Here is an 18,792-nt window from a genome sequence, read left to right as displayed (position 1 = left end):
TGAGTTTGGAAGTAAAGCAAACAGGTTGGAATGGTTCGGGAGCATTGCCCATAATGGAAGCGTGTATATGCGTTCGTTTTTAAATGACGTATATACAGAATTATGGGCAGTGCGTGAGCCTTGGGATGGGAGCCTGTTTGGGATCAATCCGAAAACTTGTGGGATTTTAAAGATATTATTGAAAACATTTAAGTTGAGTCAATCGCAAAAGCATCATTCAATAGAGTTTAAAAACTTAATAAACAGTTATTTAATGGATATTCATTTAAAAAAAATCTGAAATGATAAAATTTTTATTCAAGTCTTCCCCACAACTTTTTTGCTTGATCCCCTGTTTGCTTTACTTCTTCAATTGAAAAAAAGGTCAGTTGAAAGAAAAAAAGTATCTTTGTAAATCAATGGGTTGTATCAAACTGGACATATTACAAAATGAATTTACAGGCTTAAAAGTCGTGTATAGAAACCTTAGTTTTGATAAAAATAACGCACAGAGGTTTTTAAGTGTTGACCCATTAGCGGAGGAGAGAAGTTGGGTATCACCATATAATTTTGTACAGAACAACCCAATTAATCGTATTGACCCAGATGGGGCATTAGATTACCCAATTGTTACCATAACGAAACAAAAAACTGGTCAAACCGCAGAACAAAGAGTATTAGGTTATAGTGGTGGAGCGACAACTCAGGCAGATTTATATAAAGTTGTAGTTACAGACACAGAAGACGCTAATTTTAAGATGGAATTTTCAATTACAAGGGATGCTTGGACAGTAGAGCAAGGAAATTCAACAGCTTCTAATGTAGCATTTGAACCTAAAGACGGAGACGTAAATCATTTCACGGGTAAAGTGATGCCGAATGGATATCCACAAGGTAATGGAACAGAAGCTTTAAAACTTACCCAATACGGTTCAGAGGTGGTTCACGCAGAACCAAACCAAACATCTGTAAATATGGGGTATAGAAATAAGGCAGATGTAGCTGCTGGTGTTATGATACACGTAGGTGGAAATTATGACAAAAATGGAAAGAATAGAGTTGCAGCTTCGGAAGGTTGTTTTGGAGTTTGTAACCCAGGTAACTCAAGCTCTAATCAGTCTAATACGTACTCAAATAATATTTTGAATACTATCCAAGGTCAAGCCAATAAGAGTCAAACGAATCCAGGACATATAAGAGTAGTAATTGAAAAAAGAGAAGGCAATGAATTTCCAACGACCAAAAAAATTAACTAAAGTGTTGTTCTTTTTTGTTGCAATACTTATTTCTACAAGCTGTAAGGTTCAAAACAAAACAACAGTTGTGGAGATATTGACTGGAATAGAAATCGAGAGTGATGATTACAATTATTCTGATGAGTCAATTCTCAAACTTGGGAATGTGGAGTACTTATTGAGAAGCAAAGCTATTTACGACACAAACGGAGACATCCAAGAACTTGAAATTTATAAGTCAGAAGGGAATTTAAATTATGACAGGTCAAAGCTAATTGAAGACATAAGTTTATTGGAATATTACGGGCTTCCGTTTCATCAAAAGTTAAGCTATTCGGATGGGGTCATAACAAAGGATGAAAATGATAGAATAGATGTAACTGCTATTGGAGATTACTTAATAAATGAAGATGATAATATAGTCCGATTTTATAAGCTCAAATAATTTAAAAAGTCACTCATTGAGTGGCTTTTTTCATTTACAAAATACTCTGTATTTTCCTTTTAGCGATAAACGCATCAATGACAGAAAAAATATGTAGTTTATCATCCTCGGTAAATTTAGAGACTTCCAAAATGCGTTCCCGAGTGGTTTTATCCATTTGTACGTCTGCCTTTCCTGTAAGATAATCAAGGCTTACATCCAGTAAATCCGCAATTTTACGAGCAATCTCAACAGAGGGCAACACTTCGTTACGTTCGTATCTTCCGAGTACATTTTTATGAATACCCAACTGACTGGCTAAGTCTGTTTGAGAAATGCCTTGCTTTTTTCTAAGCTCTACTACTATACTTCCAAAATCCATAAAAAGAAACTGTATAAGGGTTTAAAACCTATTCTATTACTAAAACACAAAGATATAGAAACTAAATCAGTTATTCAAAAACAGAAAAGTTTGTAAAATAAAACTAAAAGGGTATCTTTGCACCTAAACAGTTGTCAAAATTATTTTTAAACTTTTTTCTCAATGGAAATAACGGAAATCAAAAACAAGCTCACATTAGCAACGGTACTGCACTACTACCATTTAAAACCCGATAAACAGCTTCGTTTAAACTGTCCGTTCCATAACGACAAAACCCCAAGCCTGCAAGTGTATTACAAAACGCATACTGCGTATTGTTTTAGTAGCAACTGCAAAACCCACGGAAAAAGTTTAGATGTCATTGATTTTATAATGCACAAAGAAAGTCTAACCAAAAGGGAAGCCATACTAAAAGCTCAATCTTTAATTAGTGGAAATACAGAAACCCATAAGCAACCAACGGCAGAACTAACCCGAATAACAGTACTCACGAAAATGTTTACCTACTTCAAGAATGCGATACACAACTCAAAACCAGCAAGGGAATATATAGAAAGTAGGTGTTTGGATTTTACAAAAACGGAAGTTGGTTACAACTCTGGTCAGTTCCATCACGGCACAAGAAAGGATGAAGCACTGATAAAAAGCTGTATCAAATACGGTTTATTACTGGACTTGGGAACAAAAGGAAGAACAGGAAACCCAGCTTACAAACCTTTTGGAAAATGGGGTATTGTGTTCGCATTAAAGAACAAACAAAATCAAATCGTATCACTCTATTTTAGAAGTGCACTATCCGAGAAAAAGCAACGGCACTTTTATTTAAGAGAAAGACAAGGTTTATATCCCAACTACCCAAAACCCACCACAAGACGACTGATTTTAACGGAAAGCATCATCGATACCGCTACGCTTTTAGAACAGGATAAAATCAAAACTCATTATGAAGTACTATCACTTTTTGGCACAAACGGACTAAGAGAGGAACACACCAAAGCCATAGCAGAACTAAAGGAATTACAGGAAATCATCTTCTTTTTAAATGGCGACCAAGCAGGAACAAAAGCAGTAGAAAAGTATGCACCAATGCTCAAAGCAGATTATCCAAGCATTACCATATCAAACGTACAAGTTCCCGAAAATGAAGATGTAAACAGCCTATTGCAAGGACATAGCGGAGATATTTTAAATCACTTGGTAAACACTCGAAAGGAATACGATTTTTTATTTTCAAATGAAAAATCAATTGAAAAGAAAAAAGAGCAATATCCTACACCTAAATTATTTATCCCTACTGAAGAAGAACAAAACCAAGCAGTAAAAAGACTGGTTCAAGAAAGCCAAGGAAAACAGCCAAAGCAAACAGGGCTTGATACCAACAACCCTTACAACTTGAAATACCAAGGCAATGAAGCCAAGTACCAAATAAAAGGCTTTAACATCAATCAAATGGACAGCTTAAAGATAACCCTACAAATCGAAATGAAATGAACCGAATAACTTTAAAACTAGACTTGTACGAGTTTAATCAAGTGGAAAAAACCTGCAAAACAGTAGCTGAAAAATTAGGGCTTAGAAAGGACTTAATCGAAAAGGATTTATCACAGCTTACCGAATTACTGGAGTTTTACCGAGAAAAGAAAATCCACCAAAAGCAAAGCCATAGCAGTAATAAAATAGAAGTTCCCACAGCTTCGGCAACAAAATGTATCGAGTTCCTAAAATCTGAAAACCTAATCCAAAAGTTCAATAAGCTCATCGGGAAATGCGGTATCGTTGGAGAAGAAAACAACCGAATATTATTGTTCGTGATTGTATCAAGTTACAAAATGCCTGACACCTTACACGCTTTAATACAAGGCAGTTCGGGAAGTGGAAAGACACGACTACTCAAAATCATCAGCGATTTAATGCCAACGGAAGATGTAAAGAAATACACCAGAGTAACGGACAACAGTTTTTACAATCAAGACGAATATTTTTTTGTAAACAAGCTCGTATGTTTTGAAGATTTAGACGGCTTAAAAGAAGATTCACAACTGGCAGTAAGGGAATTACAGAGCAATGAAATACTAAGGACATCCACCAGTTTAAAAGATAAAAACGGAAGCATTACAGGAGGCGAACGTATTGTAAGAGGTCCAATAGCTTAGCTATCGTGTACCACCAAAGGCGAAACCTATGAGGATAATATCAGCAGGAGTTTTTTAATCGCAGTAGATGAAAGCCGAGAACAGACCTTAAAAGTAATCCAGTACCAAAACCAAAAAGCATCGGGAATTATAGATAAAGAAGAAGCTAAAAAGATAGTTGCATTTACCCAAAATTGCATCCGATTATTACAGCCGTATGATGTAGTCAATCCGTATGCCACCAAAATAAAACTACCCGAAACGGCACATAAAATAAGACGATTAAACGAACTCTACCAAAGTTTTGTACGGCAAATAACATTACTCAACCAGTACCAAAGAAAGCGAGACAAACAAGGCAGGTTAATAACGGAAAAAGCAGATTTACAAACGGCTTGTGATATCCTTTTTGAAAGTATCGTTTTAAAAGTGGACGAGCTGGACGGAAGTTTAAGGCAATTTTTTGAGCGATTAAAAAGCTATTTAAAAGAACAAAACCAAGACTTTACCCAAAGAGAAATACGGCAGGAGCTAAACATCAGTAAAGCCCAATGCAGTAGAAATATTGGACGGTTAAGAGCAATGGAATATATCACGAGTAAATACTCAAATAATTTAAGGAGAGTAAGTTACAAAGTAGATTATTGGGATAATTACGCAAAAATCAGAGCCAATATAAAGGATGATTTAACCAACCAAATAAATGAACTATAAAGGAAAAGGGAACAATAGGAAACAATAATGGAACAATACAAATAACTATTAATCAATAAGTAAAGGTGTGTTTTAGGTGGATTGTTCCTTGTTCCAAAAAGTAAGTGTGTATGGGCAGACCGAAAAACATCATAGTCATAAACGAAGATTACCAAAAACTGGCAGAAAGCTTTTACAGATACCTTTTAAGATTGGGCTACAATGCCAAAGGATGCAAATCAAGATACAATTATTTATGTGAGTTCTTAAACTGGTTAGAGCAAAAAGGATTATTGAATATTACCAAAATCACAGCTTTAGAAATTACAAATTACTATCAGTACATCAGCGAAAGACCCAACAAGACAACAGGCGGAATATTAAGCCAAAAAACAACGCATAGCCATATGCGAATTATCCGAGACCTTTTTATAATGTTGCAGAATGAGGGCAAAGTAAAAACCAATCCTTGCAGTTCCCATACCCAAAAGCAAGAGAAGAAAGAACCGTATTAGACCAGGAAGAAATCAAACAACTTTACAAAGCATCAGAAACCGCCCAGGAACGAGCAATTTTAAGTTTAGCATACGGATGTGGTCTGCGAGTTGGAGAGCTTGTAAACTGCAATATTGAGGACATCAGACTACGAGAAAAAATAATCATTATCCCAAAAGGAAAAGGCAATAAAAGAAGAGTTGTACCACTATCAAACGGAGTAGTTAAAGACTTAGCGGATTACTATTACAATGAAAGGGAAAGCCTAACCAAAGGACGAGATTACAATCCAAAGGAAAGTGCTTTTATGTTGCACTCAAGAGGTGGAAGAATGCAGAAAGGAACGTACAACAAGCATTTAAAAATATTGGTAGAAAGAACCGAAAACCAAGAGATAAAAGACAAAGAAATAACCATACACAATTTAAGGCACTCAATCGCAACACATCTTTTAGAACAAGGCATACCAGTAGAGCAAGTGAGATTATTTTTAGGACACTCACAGTTGGAAACCACCCAAATTTATACGCATATCAGCAGAAAACAAATAGAAAACTTGATGCAATGACACTTGAACAATATCTACAAAACGAATACAGTAAAACATCTGTAAACAGCTATAAAAATATCATCAATCGGTATTTATTGGCAGTTGGAAACAGAGTAGAAAAAGCAAATTACACGGACGTTCTGGATTATATTGGATTATTAAGAGAACAAAATTTACATCCCAAATCACTTCGGAACAACCTGTTTGCCATCAAAATATATTACCGGTATTTAGTCGCCACCGGAAAGCGACAAGACCATCCTTGCCAATACCTGTATTTAAAAGACCAAATTAATAGACAAATCCAAGTAGAAAGCCTTTACCCAAAAGAAATACTACAAGAGCTGTACGACAACTGGAAAAGTAAAAATGGGGAACATCAACAAAGAGATAAGATAATCATCAGCCTTTTGATTTACCAAGCTCTGACCGTTCTGGAAATATCACAACTAAAAGTAAGCGATATAAACCTTGAAAATGGAACGATAAACATTAAGGGAAACACCAAGAACAAAGGAAGAAAATTAAGTCTAAAACCCAATCAAATATTACTGTTCCATAACTACCAAAAACAAGACTGGAAACGTTACTGGAGAAAGCAAAAACCAAGTAAACGAACCGATTATTTTTTGATGAACGAACAAGGTTTACAACTTTGGCAAGGCGGAATAAATAGAATGATAAACAAAGGAAAAGACAAACAAAATAAACTCATTCCTTTAAAGATTAGACAAAGTGTAATTGCTCATTTACTAAAATCGGGTGCCGACCTTCGGCTAGTTCAGGAATTTGCAGGACACAGAAGAACAGCAAGCACAGAAGCCTACAAACAAACAGGATTAGAGGAACTGAAATCAGCTATTGAAAGACTGCATCCATTACAATAAAAGGAAATTATGAAAACACGAAAAGCATATATCATCAAAAAAGACGGTTCAAAGTTTTGGTTCGACATCCCGAAAGATACAGCGGAAAAGGTATTGAAATTACAGAAGATGTTTAAGAAAGACCAAGAGAAAAAGAAGCGGTAAAACCAAAATCCCCCAAAACAAAAGGATGAGATAATGACCCACCCGCCAACGCAAAAGCTATTACAAACAAGTTTACTGTGCCCCTATTTTTTTCTGTCATACTTTTTGTGTTGTTTTTTGCCAACCGCACCACAGCACATTTATTTTTCAATTGAAATACTATTGATTTTAAAGGTCAAATGAAAAAATAAAAGAGCTGTTGCCAACGCAAAAAAACAAAACAAAAAGTCGCCTACGTTCCAACCGCCACCACCACTACGGCTTACGCCAGAAAAAAAATGGGGTAAGCTATTTAACATAAAACGCCTTACATTATAAGTTCGCTTCGCACAATTTTTAGTGTTGTTATTTTAGAAGATAAAAAATCGTCGTTATAATTGCTATTATGTAAAATATCCGCTAATCCACCGCTGAAATCCAGCCACTTCTTCCATCGCACTAGGAAAACGGAAATATTTACTTCGTAAGCCAACGCACCGAATTTGCATAAAAAAAGCTTCATAAAAAGACATCAAGCGGAAAAGCTTGCTTTACTTCTTTGCTTGTTTTTTTACACAACTCGTTCCGCCAATCTTTGCGTGACGTTCCGTAGCCACTTAGGCTATCATTTTTAAAAGCTGAAGATTGCCTTTGCGCTCAAAAATCCACCGCCTAAATCTTCATCTTTTAAAAACGTTTTTGCTCTTCTGAAAACGATTTTACGTTTTAAAAGGTTGCGGAAGCTGTTGGCTGATGCGGATGAGTTCCGCAAGCTTTTAAAATGAAACAACTGAAAGGCGTTAGTATTTATAATCTTCTGAATAATAACTAAAAACATCAATCCGAGTTCCGCCCAGAGCGTTGGAAGTATGGCGAATGGGAGTATTTTACATAAAACTGGTTATAACTACAGGTGGCGAAGCGTTGGACTTTTAGGGAATGTATTATAACCCGTTTTATGTAACATACCGAGGACGTGGGAGCAAGTGAAAGACAGAGGTTTTTGAGGAACGAAAATACTGGCTTTTACTTGCGAGGGCTTTATCAAATTAATGTATATTTATGGACTGAATGATGATGCAGAAAGGACGTTCTTATAAAATTTTTGAGTAGAAATGCCCGAAAAACTGACCCGTAGTTAAAAAAAACGTGTAAACGTCTATCCATTTGGACTCAAACACAAAGGCTATAATAACGTGATTTCTTCGAATGGGAATAGCACCGCGCAGAAATTTGGTTTTGGAGGAAAAGAACTCAATGATGAACTTGGATTACAATGGTTAGATTTTGGAGCTAGGAATTATGCTGCTGCTTTAGGAAGGTGGATGAACATTGACCCACTGGCTGAACAAATGCGTAGACACAGTCCATTTAATTATGCTTTTAATAATCCTATTTATTGGATTGACCCTGATGGAATGGCTCCTACTGATGTTTATTTAGATGAAAATGGACATTATTTAGGTGAAGACGGTGCTGAAACTAATGATGTAAGAGTAATTTATAAAGATGAATATGAAGATATTGTTAGCGAAAATGGAGGCTCATCAACTTCATCAGAAGCGACAAAACAATTACAAGGAAAAAGTAGCGTAGTGCAAATTGATACTAAAGATATTCAATCTGATGTAAACGATATTCACGAAGAAACACTTGTAGACCAAACTAAAGAAAGGCAGACACTTATTACAATGGGTATTACTAAAGGAGATGACGTTCCGACTGCAACAGTAAGTAGTATGAGAGGAGCTGACGGTGTCGATGGTCAAACAACTATAAATAGTGGAAAAAGAAGTACAGGAGTCTCGATGGCAGAAAACGGAGAAGTTTTAATTGGTCAGGTTCATACTCATAATAAAACTCAAGATTCTAATCTAAAAAATATACCTGGGACATCACCTGATTATGATAAGCCTACAGCTAGTACCTTAAATATATCAGTTTATGCTTTGGACTCGTATACAGGTAAATCTAATGTAAGTGTTCATAGAACAGCAGATGGAAAACAAACAAATAATGTAGGTACATCAAACAGTTTTAACTTTGGAAAAAATGCTTTAAGTAAATTTGTAGCACGTAAATTAGCCCCTAATAAATAATGAGAACAGTATTTTTATTTTTAGTAATTTTTTTTGTAAGCTGTAGCCCAAGACTTACTGAAAACCAGCGAGACCAAGATATTATTTATATTTTACCTAAAAATATTGAGGAAAATTTAAACAATCTTCTATTATTAAAATTCAAACAATCTAATAATGTTTATTTTGATTTCAGAAAGAAAGAAAAAAACTATATAGTACACGTGAGTAATTTAGATGTATATTGGAAAGGAAAAACTAATAGAAAAGTTTTAATAAAAGATGTTTTATATCCTCTTTTTTTTGAAATTGATTTTTCTTTTGCAACTATGGAAAGTTTGCCAGAAATTCTAAAAAGACTTAATGATGAAAAGTCTGATCCATTTTTACTTAGAAAATCTCAGAGTGTTATATATGATCGTGCTTATAAAATAGAGTTTGACGATAATGGAAAAATAATAAAACAAAATTGGTAGATTTAATATAAAGAGGTAGGTTAGTAAGGTAATCTCCCAAACGGATGCTTATGAAAGAAACCCCGAAACTACCCCTAAAGTTAATTTAGCGGGTAGTTTTTTTTATTCAACATCTTTAAGTACGCCTGAAAGGGCATCTTTCAATTTTTTCTTACCAATAAAAGCATCAAGCATAGTATAAATAGTTTGCTTTTCGTTTTCATTTAGAGCTTCCAGTAAAGCTACTTTTTCCATAATAGACTTATCGTAAGAGTTTATCTCTTTAAGTTCATCAGTAGAAGCGAATAAATCAGAAAGAGAAACCCCAAGAGCTTTGGCAATTTTTTCTAAAGTGGTTACAGTAGGGTCAGTTTTACTGTTTTCAATACGGCTGTATTGAGCAGAATCCAAATGAGCTACGGTAATAACTTCTTTTTGAGAAAGTTTTTTAGCTGTCCTTATTCGTTTAATATTCTCTCCTATCTTCATAATTGCTGACTTTTAATACAGCAAAGTTAGTTAAAGTGGCTTTTTAATACAAGTATTACATTAATGAACTTGTATATTAACACAATAATACTTAGTTTTGTTTCATTGTAATAAAAGACAAAAAATAATTTCAAATGGAAATTCCCGAGATAAAACAACAACTTACCATGGCAACCGTATTGCATTATTACGGATTAAAAGCCGACAAGAACAACCGCTTAAACTGTCCATTCCACCAGGACAAAACCCCGAGTTTCCAAGTCTATTACAAAACCCAAACCGCCTATTGCTTTAGCAGTAACTGCAGAACACACGGTAAAAGTATGGATGGGGTGCATAACATTTTGTCGTTTTAAGCAGCTTTATTTTTCTCAGTACAGATTAGGTTAACTACTTTGTTCCATTTATCACTCAGTTTAGTTGTTCTTAATGTGAGCATATTTTGAGCTCCAATTTTAGACCAACGTTGTCCAGAGAGTTTCATTCTTTTTTGAACAACCTCCCTGTTAGCTGCTTCTATGGCTCCAGATCCTATAATACCTGCTCCTGTATTTTGATATTGCTGATAGTCCATACGCGACCTATTTTCGGTATAATATGTGATAAGTTGGCTTTGTTGTTTACGTTGATTTTGCTTTGTCAATTCTAAGTTTTTGATATTCTCAATGACTTGATTTACTTGACTGTTTTTTAGTAGTTGCTCCTGTTGACCAACCCAACTGTTATATGACTCTTGATTAGAGAGACAAACCTTAGCAAAATCGTGTAAATGTTCTAAAGCATGATACCAATCCAATATTTGTGTGGCAAAAGGGTAATGTTGATCTACCCATTTCCATATCCATCTAGCACCATCACCAACAAAAATCAGTCGCTTATCAATACTCCTGTAACAGCCTAAGTATCTATCCATTCTATCTGTAAACTTATCAGCTTTGCCTAAATATGCTTCATACAACGAATGGCGTATCCATCCACGTTTATTTGATATGTCCATACAGCTACTCTGTTTAAAAATTCTGCCTAATTTTACTTCTTTCCAAGCCTCTTCCCGAGTGAAAAGCATCGACCCATCGACCATAGCATATATGCACTCTTGGTTATCTACCTTAAGAATATCAGGTTCAACGGCATCAACCTCCAATACTTTTTCTTGCTCTAATAAACCACCATAAAAGTCTGTGACTCTGTAAAGCTGCATCGCATTGACTGAAACACCTAGAAGATTCGATAAAACTTCATGACCATCTCCATAACAATCGTTTTGACCAATATAAATCATTTTGTCTTGCATATAGGGACTTATCTTAAATCCATTGACTTTTTCACTAAAGGGATGAGTGTTGTTAATCTCTATCTTTCCGTAACGTGATAAGTTTTTTTTTACGCCTGTCTTTAGATGGTTCGCTTATACTTCTCTCTAAAACCTCTCGACCATAGTCCGTCCATATTTGATCAAAAGTCTTTTCGTAATCATAGTAACTCTTTATGTTTGATAATTTTGCTATCGCTTGATAACGCTTCTTGGCTTGGGCTAAAAATTCCTCTTCGCTAATCATAATGGTGTCGCTTTTAAAAGTTAATCCTTAAAAATAACTATTTCGCGACAAAATGTTATGCACCCGTATTCTATGATAAAAACAAGTAAAAGTTGAGATATTATTTTTACTAATTTATGCAGCAAATTTAAAAGTATCTACATAGGGTGTTTGTCGTTTGACAACGGCAAACACTCTTGCTATTAATTTGTTTCTAATAATGTTAACGGTACTCATTTTACTTTTGCCTTGTTTTATTCTTTTATGATAGTATAATTTCATTTCTGGGTTATGTTGTATAGCAGAAATAGCGCACATATTAATAATTGCTTTCAATTTTTTATTAGCCAAATGAGAGACTTTTGTACGTCCTTTAATACTAGTTCCAGATTGGTAAGGAAAAGGAGCAACACCACAATAAGAGGCAAACTTTCTCCAGTTTTCAAATTTTGAAAAATTGTCAGTAAACACAATCATCATTATAGCAGTTTGCATTCCTATACCTTTAACACTAGTAACAAGTTTATAGGTTTCTTTTAACATTATATTTTGGTCAATAATAGCTTGCATTTGAGTATTAATCTTGTGTATTTGTTTGGTTAGTTCTGCAATCATTTTTTGTTGAACGTCAAAGATTATTTTATACTCTTTTGCTTTATAAATTCTTTTTTGTTCTTTCAAAGTAACTTTAAAACCAGCTCTTTGTTTGTTAAGTTTTGTCCTTAAAGATAAGAGACTTTTTAGTTGTAATATACTTCTTTTAGGTAGCTTACTGGGTTTAAGTTCTTCTTTTAATCGATACCCATATAGAGCAATGCGTTTGGCATCAATTTGGTCATCCTTTCCACGAGCAATACCAATAGATCTTTTAATTTCTAAACCAGAAGCTATGAAAAAAGATAATTTTTGTTCAGTTAAAGACACAGATAATAAATGAGAGTACATTCCTGTATGTTCAAATACAAACATGGTTTCTTCTTTAGAGAAAGACGAATTTTTAAAACTCCACTTTAGCATTAATTTAAATCCAGATTTACTGTTCTCAAACTGTTGAACAATTTGTTTAGAATAGATACAAACATCAATTAATAATTTACTGACATCGATTCCGATAATTTCATTTGTTTTCATAATTTTGTAATTAGATATTAATAATAGTTACTTAAACTAAGACCTTTAATAAGGGCAGAAACTGAAATTCTATATGGTTCTAAGTAACTTTTAAAAAGAACGGAGACTAATACGGGGGATGGCTCTAAAAAGCTAGCTGGCCGCTAAAGTTCACTCCGTTCTTTTGTGTTTTTGGTTATCAACAAAATAAGAGTTATTAACAAAGAAAAAAAGAAGCAAAAAAAGAAATTTCATCATAACTATTATGTTTTTATTTTAAGTAATTATTTCTATTTGCTAATCTAAAGGCTGACAGTGTAAAGCAGAATTGGGACAAATACTACTCCGTTACACAAAAAGCTCACTCTCATTACAACCGACAATGGTATGCGAAAGCTAAAGAGGAATGGTTGAGTATTTACGATTGGTATCACCGAGACCACATGTATTATACTTACTTACTGCGAACTTACCGCAAACTCGCTGACACCGCAATAAAAAAGAAAAAATACATTGAAGCTCTGAATCATCTTAATGAGCTATTCGATAAATGTTCCAACTATACCAATACAGACATTAAGAAATATAATAAAGTAGTTGTCCATAATAATAAAACGAAAGACACTGAAATTCAATCGAAAGAACTCATTGTTGTTGACGAACCTGACTTTATTCTTGAGACGGAGGTACTCGAATTCCTACGTGAAGCCAAGAAGCCAAAAGGATTCAAACTGAAACATTCAGAAGGCACCTCAATTCTGGACTTGAAAGCATTGAGTGATTTCGTACCAAAATCAATAGCTCACATTGCATTTGATAAAAACGGCTCAAGTAAATTTTATGGGTATTAAGCGAATAATTTTTCAAGTCTAAAGAGGAAAAATTGTGTATCTCTTACGCCTCTTTGATTGGCTCTAAAGAGTTTTATTTTTGAATTAAAAGACTCTGCATTTGCATTTGTATTCCTATTGTAAAAAAAGTTTAAGATGGTATTAAAATGATGTTTAATACTGTTCATTGCTGTATTGAAATTTTTAAATTCCAATTTTTCTGTATCCTCAAACCAATGTTCAAATCGTTGTTTGGCTTTTACTTTACATTTTTCTTGATAAATGCTTCTAAATTCTAAAGTGTGTTTATAGGCTTGTTGGATGTTTGGATAAAGATTACATAATAATTCTGCTCTTTGTTTTTGATTAGGTGTCCAATCGTTTGTCTTTTTAGCTAAAATATATCTACTTCTAGCCAAAAGTTGCTTTTTTGTATCACCATTAGATAGCACTATGGGTTTGTGTTTCTTCCTTGCTTTTTTAGCAGCTTCAATGGCTTTGTTTTCATCTTCTATTGCTTTCCACCGATGCTGTACTCTAACATGCTGTAAAGCTTCTGTTACCAGTTTTACCACATGAAATCTATCGGTAACAATTTTAGCATTTGGAAAACAAATCTTAGCTGTTAAATTCATATTATTTGCCATATCTAAAGTTACTTCTTTGACTTGTTTGCGTTGTTCTAAGGGTATTCTTTCAATAGCAGTAATAATATCATCACTTTTAATTCCTTTTACACAAGCCACTAAAGTTCCTTGTTTACTTCGTGCGTTCTTGTTGGTCAAATAGGTATAAAGTTCACCTTTAGATAGACTTACTTCATCAAGACTTAAATACTCTCCTATATTCTTCGGATAAATAAGATAATCTTCACAATGGGGCTTTTGATTCCAACTATCAAACCCACTTATCTGTTTCTTATAATGGCGTTGTAAAGTTCGTGGGTAAATACCGTAATAACTCGCTATATTACTGATCGTATCTTCTCGGGCCTCTACCTGTAGCTTTTAAAAAATCAGAAAGTTCTGACGTTAATTTAGAACCTTCTGCAATGAATGAATAATCATTTTTAATCGCTCCCTTTTTAGTCTTCTTATCTCGCCATCGTCTTGTTTTTATATGTAGATAAACTGCTTTACCGCGTATGGGAAAATCTTGAATCTGTTTACTGCTAATAAAACCTTTGGACTCATAATTACCCTTTGAGTAACCCTCTGGTAGAATATTCTTCTCTTCTAAATAAATGTGAAAAGCATCCTTTTTAACTGAAATATCTCCTAATTCTTCAAAAAATACAATATCAAAATGAAGTAATAAATCTTGAGGGAAGATAGATGCTAATAATTCTAAATGCATCGTCTTTTTTTATGCATCTAAAATAATCAATCCCCATAAATTGTCGTTGACCCGGTAAACCGTTTTAATACTTGGCGATTTTTTAGGGATGGAAAAAGCCAGGGAAAAAATCGACAAGTATTAAAATGAATCAGAGCGGAGCGTTAAGAAAAGGTACAGTGTACCTTTTTAGCGAACGAGCCAGCCGGCGAAAGGTGGCGGTAGTCTTCATCCTGTTTTAAATCAAAGCTACTATCATCAATCTTAGTTCCACTGTGCGATCAGACTGCTATGAGCCTGGGAGTATTTTAGTTTACATTATAAATACGGCTTGGGTTAAGCCCGGACGTAGCGGCCGTATTATGATGCAAATTATGTATAAATAGGAGGCTAAGGGAGCCCGCAAAAGACAGAGGATTTTTGGATACAAAAAACTGGGTTTTGCGGGCGAGGAATTAAATATCAATTGCGTATATTTACAAGCATAAACAAATACGTTCTTTAAAATTTTTTGAGAGGAAACAGCCTGAAATCTGACCCTGAGTTAAAAAAAACGTGTTAACGTTTACCCTTTTGGGCTGAAACATAAAGGGTATAATAATGTAGTAAGTTCTAACGGAAACAGTACCGCACAGAAATTTAAGTATAACGGTGTTGAATTAGAAGAATCATTAGGACTGAATCTGTATGAAATGGAATTTAGAAATTATGACCCTGCAATTGGTAGGTTTAACGGTATTGACCCTGTTACTCATCATTCACAAGGAACAAGTGTTGCTTTTGATAACAATCCCATTTATTGGGCAGACCCATCTGGTGCGGATGCAGAAAGTTTAATTAATGATATTTGGAATAATTCAGGTTCGGGAAAAACAACTTGGACTAACAATAATGATGGAACTTTTTCAGGTTCAAATGGAGCAACTGCTGAAGATGAAGATCATATTACTAACCCTAGCAAAAAAGAATTAGAGACTATCGCTAATGATTTGAATGGTATTTATAAAAATAAATATGGTAAATCTCCTTTCTCAGTTGAAAAACAAACTAGAAAGAGAAAAGTCAAAGTCAAAGATGGAGGTTGGTTTGGAGACGATGAATATAAAGAAGAAGAATATGAAGTATACGTTTTAAAAGGTAGCATAGGCTTTGATTGGGATAAAGACAAGTATACTAAAGCTTTATATGAAATAATAAACTCCACAGAAGACATAACAGTTGATATAATTGGAGATAAAGGAAAAATATATAATAGAATGAAATATTCTACAGGAAGAGGGCATCTTTCAGATTTTGGAGGTGGTAGTACAGATAGTAAAAATAGAATATCATTATCCAATGCTCTTAGTATTTATAGTTCTTCAAATTCCAGTCAATGGACTATAGGGGGTGTAGCCTTACACGAACTATTATTTCACATTAGCCCTAATAAGAATTTAAATGAAGGAGCTAATGTTTTAAGAAGTTATTATAATATAAAAACTGGAAAAGACCACGGACGAGGAAGGCGAATAAATAATAAAATTAAAAATCAAAAATAATTATGAAAAAGATAGGTTTAATTTTTTGTGCTACCTTGTTAATTTTGCTTCTTGTTAAGTGTACCAACCAAGAAGAAAGGGTAGTTTCAGAAGCTCTTTTTAATATTGATAATATTAAAAATATTTATGTTGATTCTTTTGAAGATGAAAACTTAAATAATCAAGGTTATAAAAGAGAAGTGGCTGATGTTTTAATCTATGAGAAAAAAGTAAAAGACACTTTAGTTCAATTACAGTTTACTGATGAAGCAATTTTATATAAAACTTGGTATATTACCTTAAATAGTTCAAATTTGAATAATGCCATAAATGAAATCTTATATAATAATGGTGTTTTGGCTCTCAAAGACTTTGAAAGATGTACTGAAAAAAAAGAGCCTTATTCTTTTCCTGTTGTAGGTAAAAATAATAACTTATTCTTATGCAATGTATATAAAGAAGAGGGCAAAGATTATTTAAAAATTGTTTACTACAATCCATTGTTAAAATCAGATTAGTAAATTCACTTTTTCAGGGCACACACTATTAAAACCACGACAAAAAGGTTCCAACATTGGAACTTTCCAATAATGACAAGGGTTTTAAGGAAATGACATAAGTTGAAAATTTATAAAGACATAGGAATATTTAATAGTGGATATTTCTATGTTCTTTCATGACTATAAAGTGAATTTTATATAATCGTAACCAGAGTTATCTAGGAAATGAGTTTATTTGAAGTATTTTAAGAATTACACCCTATAGGAATTACACAAGCATTAAATTCTTGATTGGTTCGTACTCTATTTTTTCTAGCATCCTGTATTTTTTCTCTGAAGAAATGTTTGTTGGGAATTTTGCCAAGGATGACTTCCATAGGAGCTAATCCATATAATTCTGTGGGAAATCTATGGTAATTATAATATTCAACAAAACGTTCTAAATCTTTAAGATGTGATTTTTCATTAAGAGAATATTTTCCATGTAGAAATTCAGTTTTATAAATACTGTGTGTACTCTCAGACATAGAATTCGAAAAAGGAAAGTCTTTGGTTTGTGCTGTTATTTTGGTAACTACTGGAGGTGCTTTTATGCTATCTATCCACGTTAAGAATTCTCCTTTATTCTCACTTCCACCATCAGATAAAATATTAATGGGTTTTACAGCATTGTATAAACCGTACTTTTCAAAAGTCTCTTGAAAAAGTTTTTTAATAAACTCGCTTCCAGCTTTTCCATTAGTAGATGCTTTGTGTAATATCGCTTTAGAAAAATTGTCTTTTACAAAAGCTACTTTTTGTATTCCGTCTTCTACTGTATTCACGTTAGTAATATCCACATGTAACCATTCAAAAATTCTATTGGCTTTCAATCCTTTTTTTCTTTCAGACTTAAAACGCTTTGGTTTTATATACCCTAAAGCAGATGCATATTTATTAAAGGTAGATTTTCCACAAAACACCAAACCATTTCTAAGCGCATGATAATACAAAGTAACTTTTGTTTTTCCGTAGTTAGCAGAATCAGTTACTAGATTTTCAATCGTAGAAACCTCTTTCCCCGCTAGTTTGTAACTAGTGGCGTCAAAGATGATAACAACAAAAAGCTATGCTGCAAAGCGTAGCTTTTTGTATTTTAGCAATGCTATGAGTAGAAATTATAAATTTTATAATAAGAGTGGTTTATATTTTGTGAGTTTTGCAACAATCAATTGGATAGATGTTTTTACACGACAAGTCTATTTTGATGTATTAGCAGACAGTATAAATTATTGTAGAAAGGAAAAAGGAATGGAGTTGTATTGTTATTGTTTTATGCCAAGTCATGTACATTTTATTTTTCGTTCATCAAATAGCGAACCTTCAGAATTATTAAGAGATTTTAAACGACATACTTCAAAGAAAACTATAGAAGCTATAGAAAACAATCCACAAGAAAGTAGAAAAGAATGGTTATTATGGATGTTTAAAAGAGCAGGAAAGAAACAGGGAAATATCTCTAAATATCAGTTTTGGCAACATCATAATAAACCTGTAGAGTTATGGAGTGAAAAAGTTATCAAACAGAAAATAGATTATATACATAACAATCCTGTAGAGAGTGGTTTTGTAACAAATTCTATTGATTGGAAATACTCAAGTGCTAGGAATTATGCAGATGATACTACTATTTTAGAAATAGATAGTACAGGATTTTTTGAATAGGCTTTCACTCTTTGGGTTTTCTAATAAAAAAAGGTTGTTCAAGATTCCAATTGTAGAAAGTAACCAAATAGTCTAAAACCATTTTATATTCAGGAGTTTGTTCAAAATCAAAAAAGAAACCTTGGTCAGCCTCTGTGGTATTGTCATAATGCGCTGCTAAGAGACGTATATTTTCTTCAAATTTATAAGGGCAATTTTGGTCATTAGGTAATGTTAAGCTTTCATTTGTTTGTTTGCCAAAATGCTTAAAAAAATCGTGCTCATCTTTAATGTGAAACTTCATAGCTAAAAATTAGTATTTATAATAGCACTAATTTACAAAATAGCTTTTAA

At 33.5% G+C, this 18,792-nt stretch carries 25 protein-coding genes; 15 read left to right on the top strand and 10 right to left on the bottom strand.

Annotated elements, in window-relative coordinates:
• The first annotated feature begins 398 nt into the window (after positions 1-398).
• Entirely contained in the window at positions 399-1,235 is an 837-nt protein-coding gene (locus tag GKR88_17150; GenBank protein QMU65833.1) for a hypothetical protein, read from the top strand.
• On the top strand, positions 1,204-1,659 hold the full coding sequence (locus tag GKR88_17145) for a hypothetical protein (GenBank protein QMU65832.1): 456 nt from the start codon (positions 1,204-1,206) through the stop codon (positions 1,657-1,659). Before GKR88_17150 ends, GKR88_17145 begins: the two co-directional genes overlap by 32 nt.
• 34 nt (positions 1,660-1,693) lie before the next feature.
• On the opposite strand, the gene GKR88_17140 is transcribed toward GKR88_17145, so the two are convergent.
• Positions 1,694-2,020, bottom strand: a complete 327-nt coding sequence (locus GKR88_17140; GenBank protein QMU65831.1) for a helix-turn-helix domain-containing protein — start codon at positions 2,018-2,020, stop codon at positions 1,694-1,696.
• A gap of 162 nt (positions 2,021-2,182) precedes the next feature.
• Here GKR88_17140 and GKR88_17135 point away from each other — a divergent pair, with 162 nt between their 5' ends.
• The 6 genes from GKR88_17135 to GKR88_17110 all read left to right on the top strand — a co-directional run bounded on the left by GKR88_17135 (position 2,183) and on the right by GKR88_17110 (position 6,777).
• Positions 2,183-3,511, top strand: coding sequence for a toprim domain-containing protein (locus GKR88_17135; GenBank protein QMU65830.1), 1,329 nt, complete (start codon positions 2,183-2,185; stop codon positions 3,509-3,511).
• Positions 3,508-4,173: a hypothetical protein gene (locus tag GKR88_17130; protein QMU65829.1), complete on the top strand. Its 666-nt coding sequence runs from the start codon at positions 3,508-3,510 to the stop codon at positions 4,171-4,173. Before GKR88_17135 ends, GKR88_17130 begins: the two co-directional genes overlap by 4 nt.
• Positions 4,174-4,212: 39 nt before the next feature.
• The gene (locus tag GKR88_17125) at positions 4,213-4,866 is read left to right on the top strand and encodes a winged helix-turn-helix transcriptional regulator (protein ID QMU65828.1); all 654 of its coding nucleotides are present in this window, start codon (positions 4,213-4,215) and stop codon (positions 4,864-4,866) included.
• A gap of 110 nt (positions 4,867-4,976) precedes the next feature.
• A complete protein-coding gene (locus GKR88_17120; protein QMU65827.1) occupies positions 4,977-5,360 on the top strand; it encodes a hypothetical protein in 384 nt (127 codons plus the stop codon).
• Positions 5,315-5,908, top strand: a complete 594-nt coding sequence (locus tag GKR88_17115) for a tyrosine-type recombinase/integrase (protein ID QMU65826.1) — start codon at positions 5,315-5,317, stop codon at positions 5,906-5,908. The genes GKR88_17120 and GKR88_17115 overlap by 46 nt, the downstream gene beginning before the upstream one ends.
• On the top strand, positions 5,905-6,777 hold the full coding sequence (locus GKR88_17110) for a tyrosine-type recombinase/integrase (protein ID QMU65825.1): 873 nt from the start codon (positions 5,905-5,907) through the stop codon (positions 6,775-6,777). Before GKR88_17115 ends, GKR88_17110 begins: the two co-directional genes overlap by 4 nt.
• Positions 6,778-6,889: 112 nt before the next feature.
• Here GKR88_17110 and GKR88_17105 read toward each other — a convergent pair whose 3' ends face one another.
• A complete protein-coding gene (locus tag GKR88_17105) occupies positions 6,890-7,072 on the bottom strand; it encodes a hypothetical protein (protein QMU65824.1) in 183 nt (60 codons plus the stop codon).
• A 1,024-nt stretch (positions 7,073-8,096) separates the two neighbouring features.
• Here GKR88_17105 and GKR88_17100 point away from each other — a divergent pair.
• Both GKR88_17100 and GKR88_17095 read left to right on the top strand, forming a co-directional pair.
• On the top strand, positions 8,097-8,999 hold the full coding sequence (locus GKR88_17100; protein ID QMU65823.1) for a hypothetical protein: 903 nt from the start codon (positions 8,097-8,099) through the stop codon (positions 8,997-8,999).
• A complete protein-coding gene (locus GKR88_17095; protein QMU65822.1) occupies positions 8,999-9,454 on the top strand; it encodes a hypothetical protein in 456 nt (151 codons plus the stop codon). The genes GKR88_17100 and GKR88_17095 overlap by 1 nt, the downstream gene beginning before the upstream one ends.
• A gap of 102 nt (positions 9,455-9,556) precedes the next feature.
• Here GKR88_17095 and GKR88_17090 read toward each other — a convergent pair whose 3' ends face one another.
• Positions 9,557-9,922 (bottom strand): helix-turn-helix domain-containing protein, encoded by a 366-nt coding sequence (locus GKR88_17090; GenBank protein QMU65821.1) that lies wholly within the window; start codon positions 9,920-9,922, stop codon positions 9,557-9,559.
• A gap of 134 nt (positions 9,923-10,056) precedes the next feature.
• Between GKR88_17090 and GKR88_17085 the strand changes: the two genes are divergently transcribed.
• Positions 10,057-10,278: a hypothetical protein gene (locus GKR88_17085; protein QMU65820.1), complete on the top strand. Its 222-nt coding sequence runs from the start codon at positions 10,057-10,059 to the stop codon at positions 10,276-10,278.
• On the opposite strand, the gene GKR88_17080 is transcribed toward GKR88_17085, so the two are convergent.
• The 3 genes from GKR88_17080 to GKR88_17070 all read right to left on the bottom strand — a co-directional run bounded on the left by GKR88_17080 (position 10,275) and on the right by GKR88_17070 (position 12,591).
• Entirely contained in the window at positions 10,275-11,216 is a 942-nt protein-coding gene (locus GKR88_17080) for a hypothetical protein (protein ID QMU65819.1), read from the bottom strand. The two genes, GKR88_17085 and GKR88_17080, sit on opposite strands and share 4 nt — an antisense overlap.
• A 52-nt stretch (positions 11,217-11,268) precedes the next feature.
• Positions 11,269-11,481 (bottom strand): hypothetical protein, encoded by a 213-nt coding sequence (locus GKR88_17075; protein ID QMU65818.1) that lies wholly within the window; start codon positions 11,479-11,481, stop codon positions 11,269-11,271.
• Positions 11,482-11,595: 114 nt separating this feature from the next.
• Positions 11,596-12,591 carry a transposase gene (locus GKR88_17070; GenBank protein ID QMU65817.1) on the bottom strand — a complete coding sequence of 332 codons (996 nt, stop codon included), beginning with the start codon at positions 12,589-12,591 and terminating at the stop codon, positions 11,596-11,598.
• 422 nt (positions 12,592-13,013) lie between these two features.
• Here GKR88_17070 and GKR88_17065 point away from each other — a divergent pair, with 422 nt between their 5' ends.
• Positions 13,014-13,421: a hypothetical protein gene (locus GKR88_17065; GenBank protein ID QMU65816.1), complete on the top strand. Its 408-nt coding sequence runs from the start codon at positions 13,014-13,016 to the stop codon at positions 13,419-13,421.
• Here the strand turns inward: GKR88_17065 and GKR88_17060 are convergent.
• Positions 13,418-14,311: a DDE transposase gene (locus tag GKR88_17060; GenBank protein QMU65815.1), complete on the bottom strand. Its 894-nt coding sequence runs from the start codon at positions 14,309-14,311 to the stop codon at positions 13,418-13,420. The two genes, GKR88_17065 and GKR88_17060, sit on opposite strands and share 4 nt — an antisense overlap.
• A 58-nt stretch (positions 14,312-14,369) precedes the next feature.
• A complete protein-coding gene (locus GKR88_17055) occupies positions 14,370-14,756 on the bottom strand; it encodes a hypothetical protein (protein QMU65814.1) in 387 nt (128 codons plus the stop codon).
• Between the two features lie 557 nt (positions 14,757-15,313).
• On the opposite strand from GKR88_17055, the gene GKR88_17050 reads away from it, so the two are divergent.
• A complete protein-coding gene (locus tag GKR88_17050; protein ID QMU65813.1) occupies positions 15,314-16,276 on the top strand; it encodes a hypothetical protein in 963 nt (320 codons plus the stop codon).
• 2 nt (positions 16,277-16,278) lie between these two features.
• A complete protein-coding gene (locus tag GKR88_17045) occupies positions 16,279-16,773 on the top strand; it encodes a hypothetical protein (GenBank protein QMU65812.1) in 495 nt (164 codons plus the stop codon).
• 227 nt (positions 16,774-17,000) lie between these two features.
• On the opposite strand, the gene GKR88_17040 is transcribed toward GKR88_17045, so the two are convergent.
• Positions 17,001-17,747 carry a hypothetical protein gene (locus GKR88_17040; GenBank protein ID QMU65811.1) on the bottom strand — a complete coding sequence of 249 codons (747 nt, stop codon included), beginning with the start codon at positions 17,745-17,747 and terminating at the stop codon, positions 17,001-17,003.
• A gap of 154 nt (positions 17,748-17,901) precedes the next feature.
• On the opposite strand from GKR88_17040, the gene GKR88_17035 reads away from it, so the two are divergent.
• Positions 17,902-18,459 carry a transposase gene (locus tag GKR88_17035; GenBank protein QMU66768.1) on the top strand — a complete coding sequence of 186 codons (558 nt, stop codon included), beginning with the start codon at positions 17,902-17,904 and terminating at the stop codon, positions 18,457-18,459.
• A gap of 4 nt (positions 18,460-18,463) precedes the next feature.
• On the opposite strand, the gene GKR88_17030 is transcribed toward GKR88_17035, so the two are convergent.
• Positions 18,464-18,742 (bottom strand): hypothetical protein, encoded by a 279-nt coding sequence (locus GKR88_17030; protein ID QMU65810.1) that lies wholly within the window; start codon positions 18,740-18,742, stop codon positions 18,464-18,466.
• Positions 18,743-18,792: the final 50 nt, after the last annotated feature.

The organism is Flavobacteriaceae bacterium (genome assembly GCA_014075215.1).
In the GTDB taxonomy this organism is placed as follows: domain Bacteria; phylum Bacteroidota; class Bacteroidia; order Flavobacteriales; family Flavobacteriaceae; genus Polaribacter.
Note: the sequence above shows the minus strand (reverse complement) of the source record. Positions and strands in the feature narration are given on the sequence as shown.

What these genes read in the sequence shown, in the direction of transcription:
- GKR88_17035 (QMU66768.1), top strand. Translation starts at nt 17,902, where the DNA reads ATGAGTAGAAATTATAAATTTTATAATAAGAGTGGTTTATATTTTGTG.
- GKR88_17140 (QMU65831.1), bottom strand. Translation starts at nt 2,020, where the DNA reads ATGGATTTTGGAAGTATAGTAGTAGAGCTTAGAAAAAAGCAAGGCATT.
- GKR88_17080 (QMU65819.1), bottom strand. Translation starts at nt 11,216, where the DNA reads ATGCAAGACAAAATGATTTATATTGGTCAAAACGATTGTTATGGAGAT.
- GKR88_17070 (QMU65817.1), bottom strand. Translation starts at nt 12,591, where the DNA reads ATGAAAACAAATGAAATTATCGGAATCGATGTCAGTAAATTATTAATT.
- GKR88_17150 (QMU65833.1), top strand. Translation starts at nt 399, where the DNA reads ATGGGTTGTATCAAACTGGACATATTACAAAATGAATTTACAGGCTTA.
- GKR88_17095 (QMU65822.1), top strand. Translation starts at nt 8,999, where the DNA reads ATGAGAACAGTATTTTTATTTTTAGTAATTTTTTTTGTAAGCTGTAGC.
- GKR88_17110 (QMU65825.1), top strand. Translation starts at nt 5,905, where the DNA reads ATGACACTTGAACAATATCTACAAAACGAATACAGTAAAACATCTGTA.
- GKR88_17130 (QMU65829.1), top strand. Translation starts at nt 3,508, where the DNA reads ATGAACCGAATAACTTTAAAACTAGACTTGTACGAGTTTAATCAAGTG.
- GKR88_17090 (QMU65821.1), bottom strand. Translation starts at nt 9,922, where the DNA reads ATGAAGATAGGAGAGAATATTAAACGAATAAGGACAGCTAAAAAACTT.
- GKR88_17045 (QMU65812.1), top strand. Translation starts at nt 16,279, where the DNA reads ATGAAAAAGATAGGTTTAATTTTTTGTGCTACCTTGTTAATTTTGCTT.
- GKR88_17120 (QMU65827.1), top strand. Translation starts at nt 4,977, where the DNA reads ATGGGCAGACCGAAAAACATCATAGTCATAAACGAAGATTACCAAAAA.
- GKR88_17030 (QMU65810.1), bottom strand. Translation starts at nt 18,742, where the DNA reads ATGAAGTTTCACATTAAAGATGAGCACGATTTTTTTAAGCATTTTGGC.
- GKR88_17075 (QMU65818.1), bottom strand. Translation starts at nt 11,481, where the DNA reads ATGATTAGCGAAGAGGAATTTTTAGCCCAAGCCAAGAAGCGTTATCAA.
- GKR88_17085 (QMU65820.1), top strand. Translation starts at nt 10,057, where the DNA reads ATGGAAATTCCCGAGATAAAACAACAACTTACCATGGCAACCGTATTG.
- GKR88_17055 (QMU65814.1), bottom strand. Translation starts at nt 14,756, where the DNA reads ATGCATTTAGAATTATTAGCATCTATCTTCCCTCAAGATTTATTACTT.
- GKR88_17135 (QMU65830.1), top strand. Translation starts at nt 2,183, where the DNA reads ATGGAAATAACGGAAATCAAAAACAAGCTCACATTAGCAACGGTACTG.
- GKR88_17065 (QMU65816.1), top strand. Translation starts at nt 13,014, where the DNA reads ATGTATTATACTTACTTACTGCGAACTTACCGCAAACTCGCTGACACC.
- GKR88_17145 (QMU65832.1), top strand. Translation starts at nt 1,204, where the DNA reads ATGAATTTCCAACGACCAAAAAAATTAACTAAAGTGTTGTTCTTTTTT.